The 24,549-nt window shown below is 66.2% G+C and carries 20 protein-coding genes; 17 read left to right on the top strand and 3 right to left on the bottom strand.

Going from position 1 to position 24,549, the window contains the following annotated elements; translation table 11 throughout:
• Positions 1-121: 121 nt before the first annotated feature.
• The 15 genes from tssA to ASD05_RS04430 all read left to right on the top strand — a co-directional run bounded on the left by tssA (position 122) and on the right by ASD05_RS04430 (position 19,078).
• Positions 122-1,219: a type VI secretion system protein TssA gene (gene tssA / locus ASD05_RS04500; protein ID WP_056588269.1), complete on the top strand. Its 1,098-nt coding sequence runs from the start codon at positions 122-124 to the stop codon at positions 1,217-1,219.
• An 84-nt stretch (positions 1,220-1,303) separates the two neighbouring features.
• Positions 1,304-1,873 carry a type VI secretion system contractile sheath small subunit gene (tssB, locus tag ASD05_RS04495; protein ID WP_007831857.1) on the top strand — a complete coding sequence of 190 codons (570 nt, stop codon included), beginning with the start codon at positions 1,304-1,306 and terminating at the stop codon, positions 1,871-1,873.
• Positions 1,874-1,897: 24 nt separating this feature from the next.
• Positions 1,898-3,406 carry a type VI secretion system contractile sheath large subunit gene (gene tssC, locus ASD05_RS04490; protein ID WP_007831855.1) on the top strand — a complete coding sequence of 503 codons (1,509 nt, stop codon included), beginning with the start codon at positions 1,898-1,900 and terminating at the stop codon, positions 3,404-3,406.
• Positions 3,407-3,453: 47 nt separating this feature from the next.
• Positions 3,454-3,936 carry an Hcp family type VI secretion system effector gene (locus ASD05_RS04485; RefSeq protein WP_007831853.1) on the top strand — a complete coding sequence of 161 codons (483 nt, stop codon included), beginning with the start codon at positions 3,454-3,456 and terminating at the stop codon, positions 3,934-3,936.
• Between the two features lie 126 nt (positions 3,937-4,062).
• Positions 4,063-4,926, top strand: coding sequence for a type VI secretion system accessory protein TagJ (locus ASD05_RS04480; RefSeq protein ID WP_056588265.1), 864 nt, complete (start codon positions 4,063-4,065; stop codon positions 4,924-4,926).
• 8 nt (positions 4,927-4,934) lie between these two features.
• A complete protein-coding gene (tssE, locus tag ASD05_RS04475) occupies positions 4,935-5,462 on the top strand; it encodes a type VI secretion system baseplate subunit TssE (protein WP_056588433.1) in 528 nt (175 codons plus the stop codon).
• A gap of 156 nt (positions 5,463-5,618) precedes the next feature.
• The gene (tssF, locus tag ASD05_RS04470; protein WP_056588261.1) at positions 5,619-7,490 is read left to right on the top strand and encodes a type VI secretion system baseplate subunit TssF; all 1,872 of its coding nucleotides are present in this window, start codon (positions 5,619-5,621) and stop codon (positions 7,488-7,490) included.
• Complete coding sequence (gene tssG / locus ASD05_RS04465; protein ID WP_157609939.1) at positions 7,487-8,659, top strand: type VI secretion system baseplate subunit TssG; 1,173 nt, start codon at positions 7,487-7,489, stop codon at positions 8,657-8,659. Before tssF ends, tssG begins: the two co-directional genes overlap by 4 nt.
• Positions 8,656-11,376, top strand: a complete 2,721-nt coding sequence (tssH, locus tag ASD05_RS04460; protein ID WP_056588257.1) for a type VI secretion system ATPase TssH — start codon at positions 8,656-8,658, stop codon at positions 11,374-11,376. The genes tssG and tssH overlap by 4 nt, the downstream gene beginning before the upstream one ends.
• A gap of 20 nt (positions 11,377-11,396) precedes the next feature.
• Positions 11,397-13,766 (top strand): type VI secretion system Vgr family protein, encoded by a 2,370-nt coding sequence (locus ASD05_RS04455; RefSeq protein ID WP_235507846.1) that lies wholly within the window; start codon positions 11,397-11,399, stop codon positions 13,764-13,766.
• An 11-nt stretch (positions 13,767-13,777) separates the two neighbouring features.
• Entirely contained in the window at positions 13,778-14,209 is a 432-nt protein-coding gene (locus ASD05_RS04450; protein WP_056588254.1) for a hypothetical protein, read from the top strand.
• A gap of 17 nt (positions 14,210-14,226) precedes the next feature.
• A complete protein-coding gene (locus ASD05_RS04445) occupies positions 14,227-16,938 on the top strand; it encodes a DUF2169 domain-containing protein (RefSeq protein ID WP_056588251.1) in 2,712 nt (903 codons plus the stop codon).
• Positions 16,935-17,984, top strand: coding sequence for a pentapeptide repeat-containing protein (locus ASD05_RS04440; protein WP_082571949.1), 1,050 nt, complete (start codon positions 16,935-16,937; stop codon positions 17,982-17,984). Before ASD05_RS04445 ends, ASD05_RS04440 begins: the two co-directional genes overlap by 4 nt.
• A 53-nt stretch (positions 17,985-18,037) precedes the next feature.
• Complete coding sequence (locus tag ASD05_RS04435; RefSeq protein WP_056588426.1) at positions 18,038-18,682, top strand: DUF3540 domain-containing protein; 645 nt, start codon at positions 18,038-18,040, stop codon at positions 18,680-18,682.
• Between the two features lie 15 nt (positions 18,683-18,697).
• Positions 18,698-19,078, top strand: coding sequence for a DUF4150 domain-containing protein (locus ASD05_RS04430; protein ID WP_056588243.1), 381 nt, complete (start codon positions 18,698-18,700; stop codon positions 19,076-19,078).
• A gap of 25 nt (positions 19,079-19,103) precedes the next feature.
• Here the strand turns inward: ASD05_RS04430 and ASD05_RS04425 are convergent, their stop codons facing one another.
• The 3 genes from ASD05_RS04425 to ASD05_RS04415 all read right to left on the bottom strand — a co-directional run bounded on the left by ASD05_RS04425 (position 19,104) and on the right by ASD05_RS04415 (position 22,345).
• Positions 19,104-19,907, bottom strand: coding sequence for a PP2C family protein-serine/threonine phosphatase (locus ASD05_RS04425; RefSeq protein WP_056588241.1), 804 nt, complete (start codon positions 19,905-19,907; stop codon positions 19,104-19,106).
• Complete coding sequence (gene tagH / locus ASD05_RS04420; RefSeq protein ID WP_056588237.1) at positions 19,900-21,867, bottom strand: type VI secretion system-associated FHA domain protein TagH; 1,968 nt, start codon at positions 21,865-21,867, stop codon at positions 19,900-19,902. The genes ASD05_RS04425 and tagH overlap by 8 nt, the downstream gene beginning before the upstream one ends.
• 70 nt (positions 21,868-21,937) lie before the next feature.
• The gene (locus ASD05_RS04415) at positions 21,938-22,345 is read right to left on the bottom strand and encodes a TssQ family T6SS-associated lipoprotein (RefSeq protein WP_056588235.1); all 408 of its coding nucleotides are present in this window, start codon (positions 22,343-22,345) and stop codon (positions 21,938-21,940) included.
• Between the two features lie 129 nt (positions 22,346-22,474).
• Between ASD05_RS04415 and tssJ the strand changes: the two genes are divergently transcribed.
• Both tssJ and tssK read left to right on the top strand, forming a co-directional pair.
• Positions 22,475-22,993 carry a type VI secretion system lipoprotein TssJ gene (gene tssJ, locus ASD05_RS04410; RefSeq protein WP_056588232.1) on the top strand — a complete coding sequence of 173 codons (519 nt, stop codon included), beginning with the start codon at positions 22,475-22,477 and terminating at the stop codon, positions 22,991-22,993.
• Positions 22,994-23,247: 254 nt separating this feature from the next.
• Positions 23,248-24,543 carry a type VI secretion system baseplate subunit TssK gene (gene tssK / locus ASD05_RS04405; protein ID WP_235507848.1) on the top strand — a complete coding sequence of 432 codons (1,296 nt, stop codon included), beginning with the start codon at positions 23,248-23,250 and terminating at the stop codon, positions 24,541-24,543.
• The last annotated feature ends 6 nt before the right edge of the window (positions 24,544-24,549 follow it).

The raw sequence follows: 24,549 nt of genomic DNA, 5'->3' as shown, positions 1-24,549 counted from the left end.
AAAAGGAGTTGTACTCCTTTGTGATTCATATGGTTCGCGTTGCAGTCTGTTGCTGTTGACCGCGCCTCTTGTTCCCCTCAAGATCGCTGCTGTTGAAAAACGGTGAACAAGGGAGAAGAGGTTGTCGACGAGCGAGATCGATCTATTGCAGCTGCCTGTGGAAGGCCCGCTTTCATGCGGGGAAGACCTGGAATACGACCCCGATTTCATGGCGTTGCACCAAGCAACAACAGGTAAGCGCGAGCAGCAATTCGGTTCGACGATCATCCCCGCGGAGCCACCTGATTGGGCACGCGTGGAGCGCATCGCGAAGCAGCTGTGCACACGCACGCGCGACCTGCGCGTGCTGGTGCCCCTCACGCTGGCCTGGACCGAAAACCGTGGATTGCCGGGTTACGTCGATGGGCTGCAACTCGTCGATGCCGTGCTGCAGAAATTCTGGAACGACGTGCATCCGCGCGTCGTCGATGGCGACTTCGAAGACCCGCTGCCGCGCATGAATGCACTGGCCGCGCTGGCCGAAGCCGAGGGACTCGGGCGCAGCGTGCGCGATGCCCGGCTGCTCGAAGACGGCGGCGCATCGATGAGCCTGCGACAGGTCGAAGCCTTGCTCGATTCGAGCAAGACCGACCATCAGATCGATTACCCGGGCGGCATTGGCCGGCTGCGGGACGCGGCGCGGCGCGCGCAAGAGAAAGCAGCGCCCCCGGTGGTGGCGTTGCGCGCGGCGCTCGACCTGCTGCAGCGCATTCGCGAGACCTGCGAGCGCGCGCTCGGACAGAGCTGGGCGCCGGACTTTTCGCGGCTCGAGCGCTCGCTGCGCACCGTGGTCCAGCTGTTGCCCGAACAGGCGCAGGACGCGGCAGCCGTGGCCGGCGAAGCGCGCGACGGCGCCGATGCGCAAGGGGCGGGTGCTGCGGCGCCGATGGCGAACGGGGCCGCCGCGGCCACCGTCAATGGCGGCACAGGCCCGCGCGCGGTGCTGGTTAAAGATATTGAAATATCGACTCGTGATGATGTGCAGGTGGTGTTGGAGAAGGCCTGCCAGTACCTGGAGCGCATGGAGCCCAGTCATCCGGCGCCCATGCTGATACGAAGAGCGCAGCGGCTGATGGACCTGAACTTCTTCCAGATCATCGAAGAGCTCGTGCCCGAGGGATTGCAAAAGATAGAGAGCCTTGCAGGACGTCCGCTGAACGCTGGGGGCAGCACGGAATAGCAAGGCGAAAGCCATCGGGAGCTCCGCGGGCCGGCAGGCCACCGGGATCGCACCCACACGCATTACAGATTCAAGAGGAAGCTTATGGCAGACAACCGTGTCAGAAACAGTGGTCAGAAGTTCATCGCGCGCAACCGCGCGCCGCGTGTGCAGATCGAATACGACGTCGAGATCTACGGCAGCGAACGCAAGATCCAGCTGCCCTTCGTGATGGGCGTCATCGCCGATCTCGCAGGCAAGCAGATCGACCCGATGCCCGACCTCGGCGAGCGCGAGTTCATGGCGGTGGACATCGACAACTTCGACGAACGCATGAAGTCCATCAAGCCGCGCGTTGCCTTCCAGGTGCCCAACACGCTCACCGGCGACGGCCAGATGAACGTCGACATCACCTTCGACAGCATGGACGACTTCTCGCCCGCGCGCATCGCCCGCCAGGTCGGCGCGCTGCAGCAGCTGCTCGAAGCGCGCACCGAGCTGTCGAACCTGCTCTCGTACATGGACGGCAAGAACGGCGCGGAGCAGCTGATTGCACAGGCGCTGCAGAACCCCGGGCTCCTCAAGTCGCTGGCATCGGCACCGAACCCGGCCGTGGCGAAGGCGGTCGAAGCCGCGAACGAAAAGGCCGGCGCCCCCGGCACATCTTCAGAGTAAGCGCGAGCAGCAAGGACCGCCATCATGAGCACCGCATCCAATCAGAGCGCCGCGCGCGCACCCGCCACCGTCGAAGCGCTCGAGCCGAACGAGTTCGCCGACCTGCTGCAGCGCGAGTTCAAGCCCAAGACCGACCAGGCCCGCGAGGCGGTGGAGAACGCCGTCAAGACGCTGGCCGTTCAGGCGCTGGAAAGCACCGTCACCGTCTCCAACGATGCCTACCGCACGGTGCAGGCCATCATCACCGAGATCGATCGCAAGCTCTCCGAGCAGATCAACCAGATCCTGCACCACGAGGAGTTCCAGCAGCTCGAAGGCGCATGGCGCGGCCTGCACTATCTCGTGAACAACACCGAGACCGACGAGCAGCTCAAGATCCGCGTGATGTGCGCGTCCAAGCGCGAAGTGGCGCGCTCGCTCAAGCGCCACAAGGGCATCGGCTGGGACCAGAGCCCGCTGTTCAAGAAGATCTACGAGGCCGAGTACGGCCAGTTCGGCGGCGAGCCCTTCGGCGCGCTGATCGGCGACTTCCACTTCGACCACAGCCCGCCCGACGTCGAGATGCTCAGCGAAATGGCCAAGATCGCGGCCGCCGCGCATTGCCCGTTCATCGCGGGCGCCTCGCCCACGGTGATGCAGATGGACTCGTGGCAGGAGCTGTCGAACCCGCGCGACCTGACCAAGATCTTCCAGAACACCGAGCACACCGCATGGCGCTCGCTGCGCGATTCGGAAGACGCGCGCTACATCGGCCTGGCCATGCCGCGCTTCCTGGCGCGCCTGCCGTACGGCGCGCGCACCAACCCAGTCGACGAGTTCGAGTTCGAGGAAGAGACCGACTCGGCCGCGCACAACCGCTACACCTGGGCCAACTCGGCCTATGCGATGGGTGTGAACATCAACCGCTCGTTCAAGCAGTACGGCTGGTGCACGTCCATTCGCGGCGTGGAGTCGGGCGGCGCGGTGGAGAACCTGCCCACCCACACCTTCCCGACCGATGATGGCGGCGTGGACATGAAGTGCCCGACCGAGATCGCCATCAGCGACCGGCGCGAGGCCGAGCTCGCCAAGAACGGCTTCATGCCGCTGGTGCACCGCAAGAACTCCGACTTCGCAGCCTTCATCGGCGCGCAGTCGCTGCAGCTGCCGGCCGAGTACTACGACGCCGATGCCACGGCCAACGCGAACCTCGCGGCACGCCTGCCGTACCTGTTCGCCTGCTGCCGTTTCGCGCACTACCTGAAGTGCATCGTGCGCGACAAGATCGGTTCGTTCCGCGAGCGCGAGGACATGGAGCGCTGGCTCAACGACTGGATCATGAACTACGTCGACGGCAGTCCCGGCACCTCGTCGCAGGACACGAAGGCAATGAAGCCGCTGGCGGCGGCGGAAGTCCAGGTGGAAGCCATCGAGGACAACCCGGGCTACTACGCCGCCAAGTTTTTTCTCCGGCCGCACTATCAGCTCGAAGGGCTGACAGTGTCGTTGCGGCTGGTTTCGAAGCTGCCATCCAACAAGAAGGACAGCAGCTAATTCAACGGTGTCCCGGAATCGGGCACATATAACTTTGGGGGTTAATCATGGCAGTAGACATGTTCATGCGCGTCGAAGGCGCAAACGGCGAATCGAAGGACTCGAACCACAAGGAGTGGACGGACATCAAGTCGTTTGCCTGGGGAGCGACGCAGCCTGGAAACATGGTCAGCGGCGGTGGCGGTGGCGTTGGCAAGGCCAGCTTCAATGACCTGCAGGTGCTCGCGCGCATCGACAAGGCGGCACCGTCCGTCCTGAAGAACTGCGCCAGCGGCAAGCACCTGAGCAAGGTCGAGGTTTCGGTGTGCAAGGCGGGGGGCTCGCAGATCGAATACACACGCGTCACGCTCGAGGAAGTGCTGGTCACCTCGGTGCAGTACACGGCCGAACAGGGCTCCGACGCCGTGTTCGTGCAATACGCCTTCCAGGCCGCCAAGGTGAAGCAGCAGTACTGGGAACAGACCGACAAGGGCGGCAAGGGCGCCGAGACGGTCCTGGGCTGGAACATCAAGGAAAACAGGGAATCCTGATCTCCCTTTTCCCGATGCGCGGCCGGCCCGACGGGCCGGCCGCGACGTTTTCCCGACGGCCTTCGCGGCCGTCTTTTGCACACTGGCCTTTGGCGCCGTGTGCCAGTCAGTCAGCGAGGAAGCTTCATGGGCGATGGGTTTGCAGTGCTGGGCGAACGCTCCGTGGCCGAGCACACCGAATGGGTACAGCGGCAGATCCGCGCCAGTCCCCAGAACGCCAGCCTGCGTCTTGCCTTGTGCCACTTTCTCGCCCTGCGCGGTGAATGGCAACGGGCCGAAGACCAGCTCAAGCTCGCCACCAAGCTCGATCCCACTTTCACGCCTGCCAGCGTCACCTGCTCGATGGCGCTCGCGGGTGAGCGCCATCGCAGCGACTTCTGGTCCGGCGGGCGCGCACCGGCCATCGTCTGCGGCAACGCGGACTGGGTCGAACAGCTGATCGCCGCCGCCGCATTGCCGGCCGACCGCGCCGAAGAAGCCGCTGCCCTGCGCGAGACCGCGCGGCAGGCCGCGCCCGCATTGCACGGCGCGCTCACCAGCGTCGACCGTTCCGATTCGCGCGCCGCGCAGGCGTTCGACGGCGAACCGGTGGAGCGCAGCGACTTCGCATGGCTGTGCGACGGCGACGTGCGCATCGGCCCCGTGCTGGAGCTGCTCACGCCTTCGGGCTATGCATGGCTGCCGCTGCCCGAAGTGCGCCGCATCAAGTTCTCGCGCCCTCAGCACCTGGTCGACCTGCTGTGGGCCCCGGCCGAGCTCGAACTGCACGACGGCCGCGCGCTCAACGGCCTGGTGCCGGTGCGCTACCCGGGCTCGCTCGAAGGGCTCGACGACGAGGCCACGCTGGGCCGCCGCACCGACTGGCTGCCGCTGGCCGGCGAAGATCAGTACGCGGGCCTGGGGCAGCGCACGCTGATCAGCGAAGCCGGCGACCATTCGCTGCTCGACCTGCGGCTCATCGAGTTCGCACGGGAGGCCATCGACGCATGAGCGCCATGATGGACACCGACGGCGACCAGCAGGAAAGCGTTGCACGCGACCGCCTGCAGCCGGTGCTGCTCGACCGCCTCACCGACAAGACGCCGCAGGCCCGGCAGGAGCGCGCGGGCGCCTTCCTCATGAGCGGCAGGCTGCTGCGCGACTCGGTGCTGCGCGACCTGCAGTGGCTGCTCAACACCACCAACTTCGGCGCGGACCACAACATCAACACCATGCCCCGCGCGCGCCGCTCGGTGCTGAACTTCGGCGTGCGCGGCTGGGCCGGCGGGCGCATGTCGGAGGTCGACTTCGCCGACGTCGAGGCGGCCATCCGCTCGGCCATCATCGACTTCGAGCCGCGCATCATGAAGGACAGCATCGACGTGCGCTGCGTGACCGATGCCACCGACCTCGAACACCACAACCTGCTCGCGCTGGAGATCCGCGGCACGCTGTGGTCGGTGCCGTACCCGATCGAGTTCATCCTGCGCTCGGAGCTCGACCTTGAAAGCGGGCACATGGTGCTGCGGCCAACGGGGGGGCTTTGATGCGCGACTGGTTTCCCCTGTATGACTCCCTCTCCCTCCGGGAGAGGGTTGGGGTGAGGGCCGACGGCGCTGGAACAACCGGCAGCACTTGCCAGGCCGCACCCCTCACCCTGACCCTCTCCCGCAGGGAGAGGGGACAAGACAGGAGCCGCTGACATGGATGCACGGCTTCTCGACTACTACAACCGCGAACTCACCTACATGCACGAGCTCGGGGCCGAGTTCGCGCAGCGCTACCCGAAGATCGCCGGCCGCCTCGGCATGCGCGGCATCGAGGTCAGCGACCCGTACGTGGAGCGCCTGCTCGAGGGCTTCAGCTTTCTCACGGCGCGCATCCAGCTCAAGATGGACGCGGAATTTCCGCGCTTCTCACAGCGGCTGCTCGAAGTGGTGTACCCCAACTTCCTCGCGCCGCTGCCCGCGATGGCCGTGGTGCAGATCGACGGCAACCTCAACGAAGGTTCGCTGAAGGCCGGCTACGAGCTGCCGCGCCACACCATCCTGCGCGGACGCATGATCAAGGGCGAACAGACGGCCTGCGAGTTCCGCACCGGACATGCCGTCACGCTGTGGCCCATCAAGATCGCCGAGGCCGGCATCGGCCCCGTGCCCGCGGAGATCGCGCATGCCATGCCGATGGTTGCGCGGCAGGCGAAGAGCGCCATCACCATCAAGCTCGAAGCCGTGGGCGGCGCGCGCTTTGCCGACATGCCGCTCGATCGGCTCGAGTTCTTTCTCTCGGGCGCGGAGCTTCATGCGCTGCGCGTGCTCGAACTCGTGGCGCACCACAGTGTCGGCGTGGTGTGCCGCAGCGGGTCGGGCAGCACCGCGCGCATCGTGCCGCTCGGCGACGAGGCCATCCGGCACGAGGGGTTCGACCCCGACCAGGCGCTGCTGCCTTACGACGCGCGCTCGTTCCAGGGCTACCGGCTGCTGCACGAGTACTTCGCGTTTCCCGACCGCTACCTGTTCTTCAGCGTGAACAAGCTGCGCGCGGCGGCCGCGGCCATGGGCGGCACCACGATGGAGATCGTGATCCTGCTCGATCGCGCCGACGCCGATCTCGAACGGCTGGTCGACGCCAAGCACTTCTCGCTGTTCTGCACGCCCATCATCAACCTCGTGCCGCGCCGCAGCGACCGCATTCCGGTGGGGCCGGGGCAGCACGAGCACCATGCGGTGATCGACCGCACGCGCCCGCGCGACTTCGAGATATTCACCGTCGAACGTGTCACCGGCCACATGGCCAACGGCTCCGACGAGCGCGAGTTCCGCCCCTTCCTCGGCTCGTTCGCGGCCGACGACGGCGACTTCGGCGCCTATTTCTCGCTGCGCCGCGAACCGCGCCTGGTGTCCGACCGCGCACGCGCGCAGGGCACGCGCACCAGCTACACCGGCAGCGAGGTCTACGTGTCGCTGGTCGACCAGCACGACGCGCCCTTTCCGCACACCCTGCGCCACATCACGCTCGACGCGCTGTGCACCAACCGCGACCTCCCGCTGCTGCTGCCGACCGGGCTCGAATCGGACTTCACACTGCGCGTATCGGCGCCAGTGCGCTCCATCCGCATCCTGCGCGGGCCCTCGCGCCCGTACCCTGCATTGGCCGAGGGCGCGCTGACCTGGCGCCTCATCAGCCACCTGGGCCTCAACTACCTGAGCCTCACCGACGTCGATGCGACGCAGGGCGCGGCCGCGCTGCGCGAGATGCTCGACCTGTACGGCAACCTCGCCGACCCCTCCGTGCGCCGCCAGATCCAGGGCGTGCGCTCGATGGCGCTGGCGCCGGTGTTCCGCCGCCTGCCGGAGCCGGGCCCGATCGTGTTCGGGCGCGGCGTGGAGGTGGCACTCAAGATCGACGAGGTCGCGTTCTCCGGCGCGAGCCCTTATCTCTTCGGCGCCGTGCTGGAGCAGTTCTTCAGCCGGCACGTGTCGCTCAATGCCTTCACCGAGTTCGCGCTGTCCAGCCTGCAGCGCGGCGAGATCGCGCGCTGGACTCCGCGCGTGGGACGTCGGCCTGCCGTATGAGCGAAACCGGCTTCACTGAAGGAATGCAGCAGGACGCGCCGGCCGCCAGTGAAGGCGAGGTGGTGCTCGATACGGACGAGATTCGGCAACACGACGTCGCGCCACCCGTGCCCGGCACGGCGCCACGGCGCGGCGTTCCCGAGGTCGACCCGGTGCTCTGGGCCAAGCTGTTGGAGCAGCCCTTCGAGCACGACCTGTTCATGCTGCTGCGCCGCCTCGATGCACAGGGCGACCATCCGCTGCTGGGCCGCGCATCGCGTCCGCTCGACGAGCCGCTGCGCCTGGGGCAGGAGCCCTCGATGGCGTTCGCGCCGTCGAACGTGTCGGGCGTCGATGTCGACAGCGACGGGCCGCCGCGCATTTCGATCTACGGCTTCGGTCTGTTCGGTCCCAACGGCCCGCTGCCGCTGCACCTGACCGAGTACGCGCGCGAGCGCAAGCGGCATCACGCCGACGACACCCTCAGCGCGTTCGCCGACCTGTTCCATCACCGGCTGATCCTGCTGTTCTACCGGGCCTGGGCCGACGCGCAGTCGGTCAACAGCCTGGACCGCCCCGACGGCCATCGCTTCGTCGACTACGTGTCCAGCCTCATGAACATGGGGCAGCCCGGCCTGAAGGAGCGCGACCGCATCGCCGACCATGCGCGCACCTTCATGGCGGGGCACCTCGTGCGCCAGACGCGCAACCCCGAGGGCCTGATCCAGATCCTCAAGCTCTACTTCGACGTGCCCGTGCATGTCGAGGAATTCGTGAGCGACTGGGTGATGCTCGACGAGCACCAGGTCAGCCGGATCGGCCTTTCCGGCCGCAACCAGCGGCTCGGCGGCGGCGCCACCATCGGCCTGGCCGTGCGCGACGCGCAGAGCAAGTTTCGCCTCGAACTCGGGCCGCTCTCGCAGGAAGAGTTCCGCGAGTTCCTGCCGGGCAGCAAGCGGCTGCAGCAGGTGGTCGACTGGGTGCGCCAGTACGTCGGCATCGAGTTCGCGTGGGATCTGCGGCTCGTCCTGAAGAAGCAGGACGCGCACGGCATGCGGCTCAACAGCAACCAGCGCCTCGGCTGGGGCAGCTGGCTCGGCACGCGCATGTCGGACACCGACGCGGGCGACATGGTGTTCCAGCCCGAAGCATTGTTTTCCCGTTCCGCTCCTTCTTCCATGGGTTTATGACCGACATCCGCCGCGTCTCTCTTTTCTCCAAGCTCAACCCGATGCTCTACAAGGCATTGGAGACCGCCACCGCCTTCGCCAAGCTGCGCGGCAACGCCTACGTCGAACTCGTGCACTGGCTGCACCAGATCCTGCAGCTGCAGGACAGCGACATGCTGCGCATCGTCAAGCGCGCGGGGCTGAACCTCGATGCGATCGAACAAGACCTGGTGCGCGCGCTCGACCGGCTGCCGCATGGCGCCACGTCGATCAGCGACATCTCCGAACACGTCGACAACGCCGTCGAGCGCGCCTGGGTCTATGCGAGCCTGCGCTTCGAGGCCACCTCCATCCGCGGTGCGTACCTGCTCGCAGGCATCATCAAGACGCCGGGGTTGCGACAGGTGCTCTCGGGCATCTCGCGCGAGTTCGACAAGATCGTGCCCGACGTGCTGGTGGCGCAGCTCGCTGCGTGGACCGAAGGCTCGCCCGAAGACGACTTCGACGCCGCACCGAGCGCAGGCGCGGCAGGCGGCGCACCCGCGGTGGCGCACCACCAGGGCGATGGCCCCGCGGCAGGCGGCTCCGCCCTCGCCAAGTATGCGAGCGACCTCACCGCCAAGGCCCGCGCGGGTGAACTCGATCCGGTCTATGGCCGCGACGACGAGATCCGCCAGATCATCGACATCCTGATGCGCCGCCGGCAGAACAACCCGCTGCTCACCGGCGAGGCCGGCGTGGGCAAGACGGCCGTGGTCGAAGGCCTGGCCTCGCGCCTCGCCGCGGGCGACGTGCCGCCTTCGCTCAAGGACGTGTCGCTGTGGGTGCTCGACCCCACGCTGCTGCAGGCCGGCGCGGGCGTGAAGGGCGAGTTCGAGCAGCGCCTGCGCCAGGTGATCGACGAAGTCGAGAAGAGTCCCAAGCCCATCGTGCTGTTCGTCGACGAAGTCCACACGCTGGTCGGCGCCGGTGGCACGGCCGGCACCGGCGACGCGGCCAACCTGCTCAAGCCGGCGCTCGCGCGCGGCCGGCTGCGCACCATCGGGGCGACCACCTGGTCGGAGTACAAGAAGTACATCGAGAAAGACCCGGCGCTCACGCGGCGCTTCCAGACCATCCAGGTGCACGAGCCCACCGAGCCCAAGGCGGTGATCATGCTGCGCGGCATCTCGGCCGAGCTGGAGAAGCACCACGGCGTGCTCATCCTCGACGCCGCGCTCGAGGCGGCCGTGAGCCTGTCGCACCGCTACATTCCCGCGCGGCAATTGCCCGACAAGGCCGTGAGCCTGCTCGACACGGCCTGCGCGCGCGTGGCGCTGAGCCAGCATGCGCTGCCCGCTGCCATCGAAGACCTGCAGCGCCGCATCGAGGTGCTGGGCATCGAGTCGGGCATCGCGGGGCGCGAGGCGGCCATCGGTGTCGGTGAGCACCAGCGCGTGGAAGACATCGCGGCCCAGGTGGCTGCAGCACAGGCCGAACTCGACCTGTTGGAAACGCGGCGCGTGGAAGAAAGCGCGCTGGTCGAGCGCATCGTGGCGCTGCGCAAGCAGCTGTCGCCGGCGGCAGTGCCGCAAGTGCAGGCCGAAGCGGAAGAAGACGGCAAGCCACCCGTCGATACGCCACCCGCCGAGCCGGAGCGGAGCCCGCAGGAAATCCGCGCCGAGCTCAACGAAGCACAGGACAAGCTTGTGCAGCTGCAGGGCGAATCGCCGCTGATCCTCGCGGCCGTCGATGCGCAGGCCATCGCCACCGTGGTGGCCGACTGGACCGGCATTCCCATCGGCCGCATGGTGCGCGACGACGCGCAGTCGGTGCTCAAGCTCGGCGAGATTCTCTCGGCCCGCGTGGTCGCGCAGCCCGATGCGCTGGAGACGATTTCGCGCCGCATCCGCACCGCGCGCGCACGGCTCGACAACCCCAACAAGCCCGTCGGCGTGTTCCTGCTGTGCGGCCCCTCGGGCGTAGGCAAGACCGAGACCGCGCTGGCGCTGTCGGAGGCGCTGTACGGCGGCGAGCAGAACCTCGTCACCATCAACATGAGCGAGTTCCAGGAGTCGCACACCGTCTCCACGCTGAAGGGCGCTCCGCCCGGCTACGTGGGCTATGGCGAAGGCGGCGTGCTCACCGAGGCCGTGCGCCGCCGGCCCTACAGCGTGGTGCTGCTCGACGAGATCGAGAAGGCGCACACCGACGTGCACGAGATCTTCTTCCAGGTCTTCGACAAGGGCTGGATGGAAGACGGCGAAGGCCGCCACATCGACTTCCGCAACACCGTGATCATCATGACCTCCAACGTCGGCACCGACCTGGTCATGCAGCTGTGCGAAGACCCCACCCTGCGCCCCGACCCCGAGCCGCTGGCCACCGCGCTGCGCGAGCCGCTGCTCAAGGTGTTCGCGCCGGCGCTGCTCGGCCGCCTCGTTGTAGTGCCTTATTACCCGTTGCACGCCGAGGCATTGCATCGCATCATCCGCCTTCAGCTCGACCGCATTGCCGCCCGCCTCGAAGCGAACCACGGCATTGCCCTGCATTACGACGACAGCGCCGTCGAACTGGTGGCGCGCCGTTGCACGGCCATCGAGTCGGGCGGCCGAATGATCGATGCGATCCTGACCCACACCATTCTTCCGCGGCTGAGCGAAGAGGTCATTGGTGCGACGGTCAGCGCACGCAAGCTCGCAGAGGTGCGGCTTAGCGCGGCGAACGACGACTTTCACTACGAATTTTCTGAACGCTGAGCGAAGAAAGGGAGCAAGCCATGGCCAATCGAATCGTCAAAGTCCACACGCCCCTGGCGGAAGACCAGCTGATGTTCCGTTCGATGCATGGCGCCGAGGGGCTGTCGCAGCTGTTCGAGTTCGAGGTGGACCTGTTGAGCCCGAGCGTGTCGCTCGACATGAAGTCGGTGCTGGGCAAGCCGCTCTCGCTTGAAATACTCACGGCCGGAGAACCGCGCTTTCTCAACGGGCAGATCGTGCGGTTCACCATGATCGGCAGGGAGAGCAGCACGTCGCGCTACGTGGTGTACCGCGCCACCGTGCGGCCCTGGCTCTGGTACCTGACACGCACCAGCGACTGCAAGATCTTCCAGAACAAGTCGGTCGTCGACATCCTCGATGAAGTGTTTGCCGACTACAACTTCGCGGTCGAGAAGAAGCTCAGCGGAACCTACCGCCAGTGGGAGTACTGCGTGCAGTACCAGGAGACCGACTTCGCCTTCGTGAGCCGGCTGATGGAGCATGAGGGCATCTACTACTACTTCAGGCACGAGAAGAACCAGCACACGCTGGTGCTCGCGGACGACATCGGCGCGCACGACACCCTGCCGGGCTATCCCAGGATCAGCTATCTTGCGGCCGACCGCAACCCCGATCCCTTCCAGGAAGTGATCGACCAATGGCAGGTGACCGAGGAAATCCGCCCCGGCACCTACGTGGTGGACGACTACGACTTCAAGAAGTCGAAGGCCGACCTGATGGGCATGCGCAGCCAGCCGCGCGGCAATCCCCACGATACCTATGAGATCTACGAATGGCTCGGCGGCTTCAGCGAGGCCGAGCAGGGCGAGCACTACTCGCGCATCAGGCTCGAAGAGGCACAGTCGCAGGCCGAGCGGGACATCGGCCACAGCAGCGTGCGCGGAATGGCGCCGGGCTACCGCTTCACGATGCAGAACTGCCCGCGGCAGGACGACAACCGCGAATACCTGATCGTGTCCGTGTCGTATGCGCTGCGCGAAGGCGGCTACGAGAGCGGCGCCGCCGACAGCCAGTACAGCTTCAGCTTTGCGGTGCAGCCGACTTCGTACCCGTTCCGCCCGCCGCGCGTGACGCCGATGACCCGCACCAACGGACCGCAGACCGCCACCGTGGTGGGCAAGGCCGGCCAGGAGTATTGGGTCGACCAATACGGCCGCGTGAAGGTGCAGTTTCGCTGGGACCGCTACGGCAAGAGCGACGAGAACAGCTCCTGCTGGGTGCGCGTTTCCAGCGCCTGGGCCGGCTCGAACTACGGCGCGGTGAATCATCCGCGCAAGGGCCAGGAAGTGATCGTCGATTTCATCGGCGGGCACCCTGACCGGCCGATCATCATCGGCCGCGTCTACAACTCGGACCAGATGCCGCCGCTCGAGTTGCCTGCGAAAGTCACGGTGAGCGGCTTCGTGAGCCGCAGCCAGGACGGGACGCCCGCGAATGCCAACGAGTTCATCCTGGACGACGCGCCGGGCTCCGAGCTGGTGCGGATTCACGCCGAGAAGAATTTCGAGATCGACGTGGAAGCCGATGAAACCGATACGGTCGCAGGCAAGAGAACCACGACCATCGAAGGCGCGGACAACTACACCACCAACACCTCCCTGGACGAGACGATCAACGGTCCGCACACGCTGACGGTCAACAAGGGCGGGCCGCAGAAGATCACCGTCAACGGCGGCGACCAGTTCATCAAGGTGGATGGTGGCAATCAGCAGGTCGATGTCATCGGGAATCAGACCATCCATGTCACCGGCAAGCGCAAGGACACGGTAGACAGCGGCGAAGAGCGAACCATCGGTACGTCGCTCAAGGAAGACATCGATGGCCCCCAGACCACCAAGGTGGTCGGTCTGTATACCGAAGACACCAAGGGAAAGAAGGTGACGGTCGACGGCGACGAGGACTATCTCGTCAAGGGGGCGCAAAAGGTGCATGCAAACACGTCGTTGAACGCAACGACGGATGGCCCCATGAACCTGGAAAGCACCAAGTCGGACATCACGGTCAAGTCACCGACCAAGATCGTCCTGGATGCACCTCATGTGGAGGACAAGTCGGCAAAGAAGGTCACGTTCACGGACTGGGGCATTGCCTTCAAGGGCTTCAACATGGGGATCAACGGGATGACCGTGAGCATCAACGGGGTCGCCGTCTTCGCCAACGTGGCGGTGATCAGCGTCGCCGCCCAGAACCTGGGCTTCAACGCCTACTCGATCACGGGCGCCATCAACAAGTTCGACGTGTATTCCGCCAGCGGCGCGGTCGGCCTCTTTACCACCACCCAGACGGTTTTCACGGCGGACAACAAGGCGACAAAGATCGACTTGTCCCAGATCAAGGTGAATCCCCGAGGCATCACCGTCTATCTCTGAGACGGGGGCGCATGTTGGATCTTTTCGCCGTGTGGTTCACCAAGTACTGGTATCTGATTGTCCCCATCGCTGTCGTCGCGCTGCTGGCGTTCGTGATGATCACGCTGGGCAAGCGCCATGTCTTGCGCGTGATGCATGTGCAGAGTGCGGTCAACCGCGACGTGATGGGTGCGGATCGCGCCGAGCGGGTGCTTCGTACGGGCCAGCCGGCCGTGGCGATGGTGCTCGAGAGCTATGACACGGGCGTTCGGGTCGCGCGCATCTATATCATCGTGCGGCTCAAGCTCCAGGTACAGCCCGAGGGCGGATTGCCCGCCTACCAGACTGAACTGGACGCCCCGATCAGTCCGGTGAAGCTCGCCGACTTCGCCCCGGGGCGCTCCGTGAAGCTGCGCTTCGATCCGGTCTCGCGCGAGATCGCCATCGACCAGCCGATGCGCTGAAGCAGGTCCGCTGCCCCATGAAGACCATCAAGCCCTTTCGCCTGAGCATCCTCACGCGGCCCTTCCGGCGGCAGCGGCAAGACCTGCTGGGCGTCTCGGTCTTCGCGATGGCGAGCCTGGCGCCCGAGCCGCTGCTGATGCCCGACCAGGATCTCTGGAAGCTGGCGGCGGACGAGATTGGGCCTGGCAACGTGCTGGACCTGGGCGTGCCCAAGATCGAGCCGGAGTGGCTGGTCAGCGGCTATGCGTACACGGCGCACCAGGACGACAAGACACTGTGCGCGGCCCAGGCCGTCTTCCATGGTCAGGCCAAGTCGTTGCTGGTGAGCGGTGATCGCTACTGGCTTGACGGCCGCGCTACGCCTCCCCAGCCTTTCGAGCGCTTGAGGCTGGATTGGGCACATGCCTATGGCGGCCCGGGCGAGTCCGAAAACCCGGAAGGCGTCGGCAGCTTCGATGAAACGATCAACGGCGTACAGACGCGCCGGCTTCCCAATGTCGAGTTGCCCGGCGCGCGTCAGGACGCACCCGGGCGGCGCATCGTGCCTGCGGGTTTCGGCGCCGTGCCCCCCGATCGGCCGCAGCGGCTCGCGCTGATGGGGCGCGCCTACGACCAGCAGTGGCTGCAGCACGAGTACCCGGGTTTCGCCGATGACATGGACTGGCGCTACTTCAATGCAGCACCTCCCGACCAGCGCCTGCCCGGCCGGCGCGAATTGCCGCCGGGCGCCGCCTACGAACTGTGGAACATGCACCCTCGGCAGCCGGTGATGCGCGGCCAGCTGCCCGATTGGCAGGCGCGTTGCTTCGCCAGCTTTCACAAAGATGGTGGCGCGCTGTCGGAAATTTCGCTGCACCTGAGCACGGCCTGGTTTTTTCCGCACGTCGAGCGCGTCATCCTGGTCTGGCACGGAGCATCGCCCATCGCAGAGGATGACGCGGCCGACGTCAAGCACGTCATGCCCGCGCTCGAGTTGCGCGGGCAGCCGCGGCCGCTCGCCCACTACCAACAGGTGCTGCAGCAGCGCATCGATCCAGCCAAGGCGGTGCTGGTCCTGCGCGACAGCGACCTGGTCCCCAAGGCGATCATGGGGCCATGGGCAGGCGACCAGATGCCCGATATCGCCTCGCTTCCGCTGGCGCGCAATCTGCACGCAGGCCGGCAGCGCGAGCGCGAACGCATGCGTGCCCGTCTGCTGGCGCAGGGCCTGGATCCCGAGCAGTATCTGCCGCCCCAGTCCGAACCGGATCTGCGGCCGCCTGCCTCCGCGGACGATCTGCCCGACTTCGCCGAGAAGGCCGATCGAGCCCTCGAGCAAATGCGTGAGGCGGCCCTTGCCCGCAGCGCCGAGAGCCGGGCTCAGGCCGTCGCACACGGGATGCCCGCTGCCATCCAACCCGATATCGATATCCCGCCGCTGTCGCAGATGGATCCGCACAAGCTGTCCGGCGAGATCAAGGCGAGCATCGACAAGGCCATGGCAGAGGTGGCGTCGCGGACCGGCAAGCCTGTGCAGCGCCGGTTCGACCCGGACCGCCTGCTGCGTGACCTCGCGCGTCTCGAGGAAGACGCGGCGCGCGAGCGCCGGACACCCCCCACATCCGACGAGGCCGCCGATAGCGCGCGGCTGCGCGAGCAGGCCGGACGCAGCGCGCGCATGGGGCACCTCTACGGCGCACACCTGCTCGAGCCGGCGCCGCCGGCCAGCAGCCTGCGCTCCAGGCGGCTGCGTCGGCGTCTCGAGGCCGCAGCCAGCGGTGAGCGTCGTTTCGCAGGCATGAGCTTCGTCGGTGCCAACCTCTCGGGTCTGGATCTGCGCGGTGCCGACTTCACGGGAGCGAACCTCGAAGACGTCGACTTCAGCGACGCGCGGCTCGATGGCTGCAACTTCACGCGCGCGGTGCTTGCGCGGGCGCGGCTTGTCCGGGCTTCGCTCACCGATGCGCGGCTGGACGAGGCCAATCTGGGCGGCGCGCAATGCGAAGGGGCGAACTTCACGGCGGCCAGCTTCGTGCAGACGCGTTGCAGCAAGACCATTTTTCGTTCCTGCGTGCTGGCGAAGGCCGCGTTCAAGCAAGCCGATCTGTTCGAAAGCGAATGGGCGCGCTGCGATGCGCGCGGCTCGCACTGGGAGCAAATGGCGATGGTCAAGCTGGCACTGGAAGACATCGCTTTCGACGACGCCGCGTTCAAGCAGGTGAGCTGGGTCGAGTGCAGCTTCAAGGGAACATCCTTCGTACGCGCCTCGCTGAACGCCTGTGCTTTCGTCGCCGTCGATGCGCAGGAGGGGGTCGACTTCACCGAGGCCAGCCTCGTCACCTGTTCCTTCGTCCATGGCTGTAGCCTGGTGCAGGCCGTGTTCTGCGCCGCTTCGCTCAGGCAGTGCGGCCTGCGCGGCGCCATATTGGTCGGCGCTGACCTCGCGAAGGCACGCCTTGACGGCTGCGACTTCTCCGAGTGCGACCTGCGGCGCGCGCGGCTGGAGGAATTGCATGCCGGCGAGAGCCTGTTCATTCGCGCGGACTTGCGCGAAGCCTCGTTGCGCGGTGCCAACCTCATCGACGCCAATCTTTCCAAGGCCGACCTGCGCTTTGCCAGCCTGCAGGATGCCAATCTGTTTCGCGCCGACGTGTCACAGGCCGCCATCGACGGTTCGACCACCTTCATCGGCGCCTACACCCAGGGAGCCAAGACCTTGCCTGCAAGAAAGACTGAGCCGGTTCGATGACAGTGGAAGAACTTCTGGACAAGATTCGGCATGGCGAACCGGTAGTCAAAGCGAGTCTCGCGGGTCAGGACCTCAGCGGCATCGACTTGTCGGGGGCACAGATGGAGCACGTCGACTTGAGCCGGACGAATCTGCGTGGCGCCAGCCTCGACGACAGTTCACTGGCGCAATGCAACTTCGATCAAGCCAACCTGTCGGCGGCCAGCTTGAGAGGCGTGCGCGTGTTTCGGTGTCGATTGGAGGCCGCGCAACTCGGCCGCGCGTTCATGCAGGACACCAACTTCTTCGAATCTTCGCTGGCTCACGCGGATTTCGGGAAAGCGCAGATGGAGCGCGTGGCTTTTGTCAGATGCGAGCTCGGGCATGCTGTGTTGAAGCCCAGCATTTGCGATCAGATCGTCATCACCGAATCACGGGTCCATCAGCTCGATTGCCGTGGGGCACAGCTGTTGCACCTGATGTTCTTTCGCATGGATCTGCGCACGGTGGAGTTCGCCCAGGTCCAATGCGATGGCTCGATCTTGATGGAGTGCAATCTCGAAGGTCAGCGCTTGCCGCACACCGCCTTCCTGCGCTGCCAGTTCACCGATAGCGCGATGGCAGGTGTTGATTTCAGCGGCGCCGTGCTCACCCAGAGCAACTTCAAGGGCGCCGCGCTTGCCAAGGCGAACTTCAGCGCAGTGGATGCCGCCCAGACGATGTTCCCGGAGGCCGATCTGCGTGAAGCGAATTGCAGCGATGCCATCTTCGATCAGTCGATCTGGGCCGACGCCAAACTCGAAGGTGCCGATTTCAGCCGCTCGCGCCTGCCGCTGAGCGTGTTCCATCGCGCGCAGGCGAAGGGTGCCAGCTTTCGCGACGCGGACCTGCACGATGCTGATTTTTCCTATGCCGCACTTCATGACGCGGATTTGCGCAATGCACGTTTCCTGCGCACCCGCTTTCATCGGGCCGCGCGCGCAGATGCGCGTTTCTCGGGAAGCGCTGGCATCATCGAAAACGATCCGGAGCTGTTCAAGGCTCAAGAGATCCTTCCGCTGCGCTGATGCTGCCAGGCCTGTCCGTTCCACTGTTGACCCATCGAAACAAGGAGATCTTCATGTCAGTCGTTTCACTGCGCAAAGCCTCGAAGCTGACGGCTCCGGTTCACTTCCAAGGGGTGGTTGCCGCATTGCTGCCGGATGGACGTGTCACCGTCGATGACGAGCAGGGTGCTGTCTGGGTTTGCCGGCGCGCGGCGAGCTGCCTGCTCAAACCGGCCAGCGGCGATACCGTGCTGGTGTCCGGTCCCGACAGCGCGCGAGCCTACCTGATTGCCGTGATCGAGCAGGCCGATGCGTCGTCAAGCTGCATCGAGGCGGCGGGCGACGTCACCTTCGCGTCTACCGGCAACGGCCGGGTGACCATCGCGAGTGCCTCGGAACTCAGGCTTCGCGCGGACAAGCGCTTCGTACTCAAGGCAGAAGAGGGCGAGTGTGACATCGGTGAACTGCGGCTGGTGACGCGCTCCGTGCAGGCCGCGGCAGGAAGCGTCCGGCTGGTCGGCAAGGTATTCGAGACCGTGGCCGATCGCATCGTGCAGATGACGCGTCAGACGCTACGCCTGACGGATGAAGTCGACCAGGTGCGTGCGGGCCACATGGACTACAAGGCCAGCGAGACGGTGCGCATTCATGGCCACCACACGATGGTCACCGGCCAGGAGCTGGTGAAGGTGGACGCGGCTCAGATCCACATGGGCTAAGCGAGGAGGTACCAGATGTTTGCCAATTGTCAGCTCATGGGAATGGACATGGCATTCCCCGACGTCTGCAAGACGCCGGTGCCCATTCCATTTCCGAACATGGCCCTCGGGCCGATGGCCGTACCGAACGCCTGGAACATCCTCTTCATGGCGATGCCGGCACACAACATGGCTACGACCACGCCAATCACCCTGGGCGATCAGCCTGGGGCGCTGGGCGGCGTGGTGTCGCAGACCTTCATGCAGCAATCGCGTCACCTTACCGGCGCGTTCACGGTACTGCTCAAGGGCACGCCGGCCACCCGCGTGACCAGCATCACGATGCAGAACCGCTGCAACATGGTCGGCATGCGCATCGTGCCGAGCCAGTTCAAGGTGCTGATGCTGGCGCCCTGAGAAAGCGCGCCGCTTCCCGCGATCGTCAGACGGGCCTGGCCGTGCCCGCCAGCGTCACCTGCTGCGGAAACCCCACCCACACCGCCAGCGCCGAGTAGTTGTCGCGCGACTCGTCGGCCTTGGCCTCGGCCGCGCGGCGCAGCAGCGCGAGCCACTCTTCGGCGCTGTCGGCCAGCTGCAATGAACGCTCCATCACCTGCTGCGAAATGAGCTGCCACAAGCCGTCGGTGCACAGCAAGAACGCATCGCCGTCGGCCAGGCGCTGCGGCGTCGACACGGTGGTTTCCACCGCGGCCCTGGCACCGAGCGCGCGGTACAGCAGGTTGGTCTTGACCAGGCGTTCACCGCCATTGGTACCGTTGCCCAGTGCCGCTTCGCCCGAGCGCTCCGACAGGCTGTGGTCTTCGGTGCGCTGCATCAGCGCGCCGCGGCGGAACCAGTAGAGGCGGCTGTCGCCCACGTGGGCCCAGCAGGCCTGGCCGCTGGTGCGGTCGACGAACAGCGAGACGATGGTCGCGCTCATCCTGCTCTGGTCGGCGAGCTCCCGCTGCTTGGCAAGGATGGCATCGTTGGCGGCCTTCACGGCGTGCTGGATGTCCTCTTGCTCCACCGATGGGTTACGCACGAAGGTGTTGAGCGCGGTGTCGACCGCAAGGCGTGCGGCCAGCTCGCCGCCCGCGTTGCCGCCCACGCCGTCGCTGACGACGAAGCAGGCGTTGTATTCGTCGAGGTGGTAGCCGATGGCGTCCTGGTTGCCGCTGCGCTCGCCGACGCAGGAGAACTGCGAGGTCGATATCGGCACCGCGAAAGCGCGGGTGAGTTCAAGCACGGCGCGCCTCCTTCAATCTTTCCATTTCCTTGTCGTAGGCCTGCTGGAAGGCCCGGCCGAAGACGGCCTGGAAGTCGTCCTCGACGGCCGCGGTGGTCTCGGTGTGCAGCTGTTGCAGTTCGCGCCACAGGCGCGCCTCGCGGCCACCGGGCAGCAGCTTCTCGCCCAGGCCTCCGTCGTGTGGCGTGGCGCTGTTCAGTGCTGCGGGATCGAAGCGCTTCAACAGCGTGAGCAGCGCGGCGCGCATGCCGGCAACCATGCCGAGCTGGTGCGACTGCAGGTCGCCGAGCGCATCGTGCACGGCCGCTTCGGGCGGCAGAAAGCCGGGCATGCGCGCGCCGAACATCTGCATCAGCACGGCGCGGCCGTTGGGCAGGATCTTGAACGGGTTGTTCTCCTCGTCCACGATCATCGTGATCTCGGCGCGCACCTCGCGCTTGAGCATGGCGCGCGACGACAGCAGGTCGATGGTGCCGTCGGTGAAGGCCCGCATGATGCGGCCCAGGCGCTGCATGGCCTCGATGTCGAGCGGCTGCTGGCCGGTGACCTCGGGCACGCCGGCGCCTTCGAGGAACGCCTTGAAGAGGGCTTCCGACGAGGAGGACGGGGCTGCAGGTTGTTGTTGCGCCGCAGGTTGCTGCGTTGCTGCCGCTCCTGCCGCTGCTGTCGCGACGGGCGCAGCAGCGGGCTCCGCGACCACGGCAGCCACCGGCGGAGCCACGACAGGCGGCGGCGCGGGCGGGCTCCCTTGCACCACGACGGGTGGGGACGGTGGCGGAGGCGCTGGAGGCGGCGGAACGGGCGCCGGCGGAGGCGGCGGTGCCTCCACCTTCACCGGCTCGACAACGGGCGCAGGTGCGGGTGCCGGCGCTGGCATCGCCACGGGATTCGGCGGACGAAACTGTGCCGCCACTTCGCGCGCATGGTTCGACTGGCTGTATCCCTGCACGGCTGGCCTGTTGTTCTGCAGCAGGTCGAGCGCGGGATGCGTGTCGCCCGGCAGCAGCGGATCGGTGTGCGCCAGCGCAGTTGGGCGCGGATCGCTCAGCGGCGAGTGCGCGCTTTCGTCGGCCGCGAAGAAAGAGAGCGGATCGACGCCGCGCTTGAGCGCCATGTCCGACATGTCGTTGGCCGCATCCGGGTTCAGTTCCGCAAGCGGATCGACCGGGTTGCGGCGCGCCTGCGACGGCAGCTCGAAGGGCTCGTGCGCCATCGGGTCGGGCATTGGCGCGGGCGTGCTGTCGACACGGCGCGGCGCGTTGGCGAGGATGGCGTCCCAGTCCGCAGCGGAAGGAATCTGCGACGAGGCGAGGCTCGGGCTTGTCTTTGGCGGGGGCGGTGGTGGCGGCGGTGCCGATGGCTGCAGGGGCGCTGCGAAAGATTCGCTGGGCGCCGGCGCCGCCACGGGTGCTGGAGCCGGAGGGGGCGCCTGCCGCGGCGGCGTTGGCATTGCCACCGTGGGCTGCGTGTCGCCGATGGGCAGCGCGCCTTCGCCGAACAGATCGGCGAACACGTCGGATGCGCCGGAGGACGGCAGCAACGCATCGACGGGGCTCGCCGACACGGGCGCGGCCATCGGCGGTGCTGCCATCGAAAGCGGCTGCAATGGCTGCACCGGTGCTGCAGCCGTCACGGGCGGCGCACGCAGCGGGCTCGCGGCCTCCAGCACATAGCTGCCGATCGCCACGCGGTCGCCATCGGCCACGCGCGCCTCCTGCTCATGCGCGAGCGAGCGTCCGTTCACGCTGATCGGCAGCACGGCACTCATGTTGCGCAGCACCGCGACGCCGTCGTCGTCGAAGCGCACTGTGGCCTGCAGGCGCGAGATCTGGCGCTGTTCGTCGGGCAGCACGAGGTGGTTGTCGGGGCTGCGTCCGATCGTTCCGCCGGGCGCCGCGAGCAATGCCGAGGGCCCCGCGGCCACCGGCCTGCCCGCATGTTCGATCACTGTCCAGAGCATGGCTTCTCCGTGTTCGTCTTCCCGCGCTTCGGCAGCAACAGCAGCGGCTGCAGGGCCGCGGTGTTCTTCATCAGCGCTTCATTCGCTTGGCGGCCTCGAACGCAGGCCCCCACACCGGATGCTTGCGCTCCGCCACGTTGAGCTCGAAGCTCGGGAACGCATCGAGGATCTTGCGGAACTGCGTGCGACATTCGGGCACCTGGTTTGCCACACAGTAGCTGAAGGCTTCGAGCTTCATCGCATCGAGCCGCGTAGCGGGCTCGGCGGCGTCGAACACCGACACGCCGCCGCTCTTGAGCGTGTTGACGGCCTTGGCATAGTCGCCTTCGTCATACGCCTGCTGCGCGCGTTCGAGCGTGGTGCGTGCCACCTGCTGGCTCAGCCGTTCGGGTTGCGGTGCGGGATCGGGCGGTGGTGTGGTCGTGCAACCCGCGATCACCATAAGAGCGAGCGCCAGAGCAGGCAGACATGACTTCAATCTTCTCTCCTACCTTGCAAAAGGCAATGCTTGAGTAGTGTGCCGCTGTGTTGCGACATGCACGTTATGCGCCATCGTAAAGGCGCACGACTTCGATAATATAGGCCGCGAACCCCCGGGGAGAATTCAATGCATCGACGAAGCTTGCTACAAGGCGCACTTGCAACCACACCGTTGTTTGCGGGCCTCATCAGTGGATGCGCATCGACGGCCAAGTCCATGCCCACGCCCTACGCCATCACCGTGAAGATCGACGATGGCGTCAACCCCGACGGACGCGGCCAGGCCGCGCCGATCCTCGTCAAAGTCTTCGAACTGAAATCTTCCGGTAACTTCGAGACGGCAGACTACTTTGCACTACAGGACCGTGACCGCGAGACGCTCATGACCGAGCTCGTGAACGCCGACCAGGCCATCATGCGCAGCGGCGAAGAGCGCGTGTTCAAGCGCGAGGCGGGCCTCGACTCGCGCGCCATCGGCATCATCGCGGGCTACCGCAAGCTGGAGGCCGCGCGCTGGCGCATCGTGCTGCCGCTGAAGGAGCCGAAGCAGACCAACCTGTACAAGGTGTGGCAGTTCTCGCCGAGCGAGCAGGCCGTGCAGGTCGCCATCCGCAAGACGGGCATCGAGTTGCTACCAAGTCGTTAATTTCTCCTCAAAAATTTGATTCGCTAGTACGAAAGTGCGAGAAATTAGCTAGCGAATTGCGGTGCAAAACGTAAGACGCGCCGTGTAGCATCAAGAGCAAAACAAGTGGACCGGGAGGCCGCTCCTCAGCGCATCTTCCGCTTCGACGTGAGCACTCCCCAGGAGGTCTTTTGGTGACAGTTCGCAATCCGGGCGCCGCAAAGAACGGCGCCCTTCCGCAGGCGTTGGCGAATCGCGTGGTGTGGTCCGAAGGGATGTACCTGCGGCCGCAGCATTTCCAGCAAATGGAACGCTATGTCGAGCAGTACGTGACCCGACGTACCGCAGGCCTGCAAGGCGCCTATTGGGGTTGGCTGCATCTCGAGATCGATCGTGACGCGTACGCATTGGGCCGCGTGTCGCTGCTCGGCGGCGCGGGCGTGATGCCCGATGGCACGCCGTTTTCGTTCGGCGCCGAAGACGCGCCGCTGCCTTACGAAGTACTGAACGACCTCACCGACGAACTCATCGTGCTCGCGCTGCCGCTGCGCAGGCCGGGCAGCGAAGAAGTCATCTTCTCGGAAGACGAAGGCTCGGCCGCGCGCTTCGGTGTGATCGAGCGCGAGGTGAACGACGGCAATGCCGTTGCGCTCGGTCCTGCCGTGCTGCAGCTCGCTTCGCCGCGCCTGCGCCTGGCGCGCGCTTCCTCGCTCACCGCCGAGTGGCAGGCCATCGGCGCGGTGCGCGTGATCGAGCGGCGCACCGACCACAAGCTGGTGGTCGATGCCAACTACATTCCGCCGGTGCTCGATGCCTCGGCGCACGCGATGCTGCGCAGCATGATCGCGGAACTGCACGGCCTGCTCACGCAGCGCTCCGAGGCACTGGCCTCACGGCTGTCGCAGCCGGGGCGCGGCGGTGTGAGCGAGGTCTCCGACTTCCTGCTGCTCGAACTGGTCAATCGCTACCTTGCACTCACCTGGCACGCGCAGCAAGCGGTGCAGGTGCACCCCGAGGAGCTGTTCGTCGACTGGCTCAAGCTCGCTTGCCATTTGGCCACGCACACCTCGCCCACGCGCCGTCCGGTGCTGTGGCCGGTGTACGACCACGACAACCTCAACGATTGCATTCGCCCGCTGCTGGAAGAGCTGCGGCGTTCGCTGTCGGCGGTGCTCGAACAGAGCGCGATCGCCATCGAACTCGAAGAGCGCAGCCACGGCGTGCGCGTGGGCCGCATGCCCGACCCGGTGCTGGTGCGCAACGCGGGCTTCGTGCTCGCGGTGCATGCCGACCTGCCGGCCGATGCCATCCAGCAGCGCTTCCCCACGCAGGTGAAGATCGGCTCGGTCGAGCGCATCCGCGACCTCGTGCAGCTGCAGCTGCCGGGCGTGGTGGTGCGGCCGCTGCCGGTGGCGCCGCGGCAGATTCCGTACAACGCGGGCTACCACTACTTCGAACTCGACAAGAGCGGCGACATGTGGCGACAGCTCGAAAAGTCCGGCGGCGTGGCGATGCACCTGGCCGGTGACTTTCCCGGCCTGGCCATGGAGTTCTGGGCCATCCGTCCGTGAGGGAGT

The organism is Variovorax sp. Root434, assembly GCF_001426595.1.
Classification (GTDB): Bacteria; Pseudomonadota; Gammaproteobacteria; order Burkholderiales; family Burkholderiaceae_C; genus Variovorax.
The sequence above is the reverse complement of the archived record's forward strand: the minus strand, read 5'-3'. Positions and strand labels throughout refer to the sequence as shown.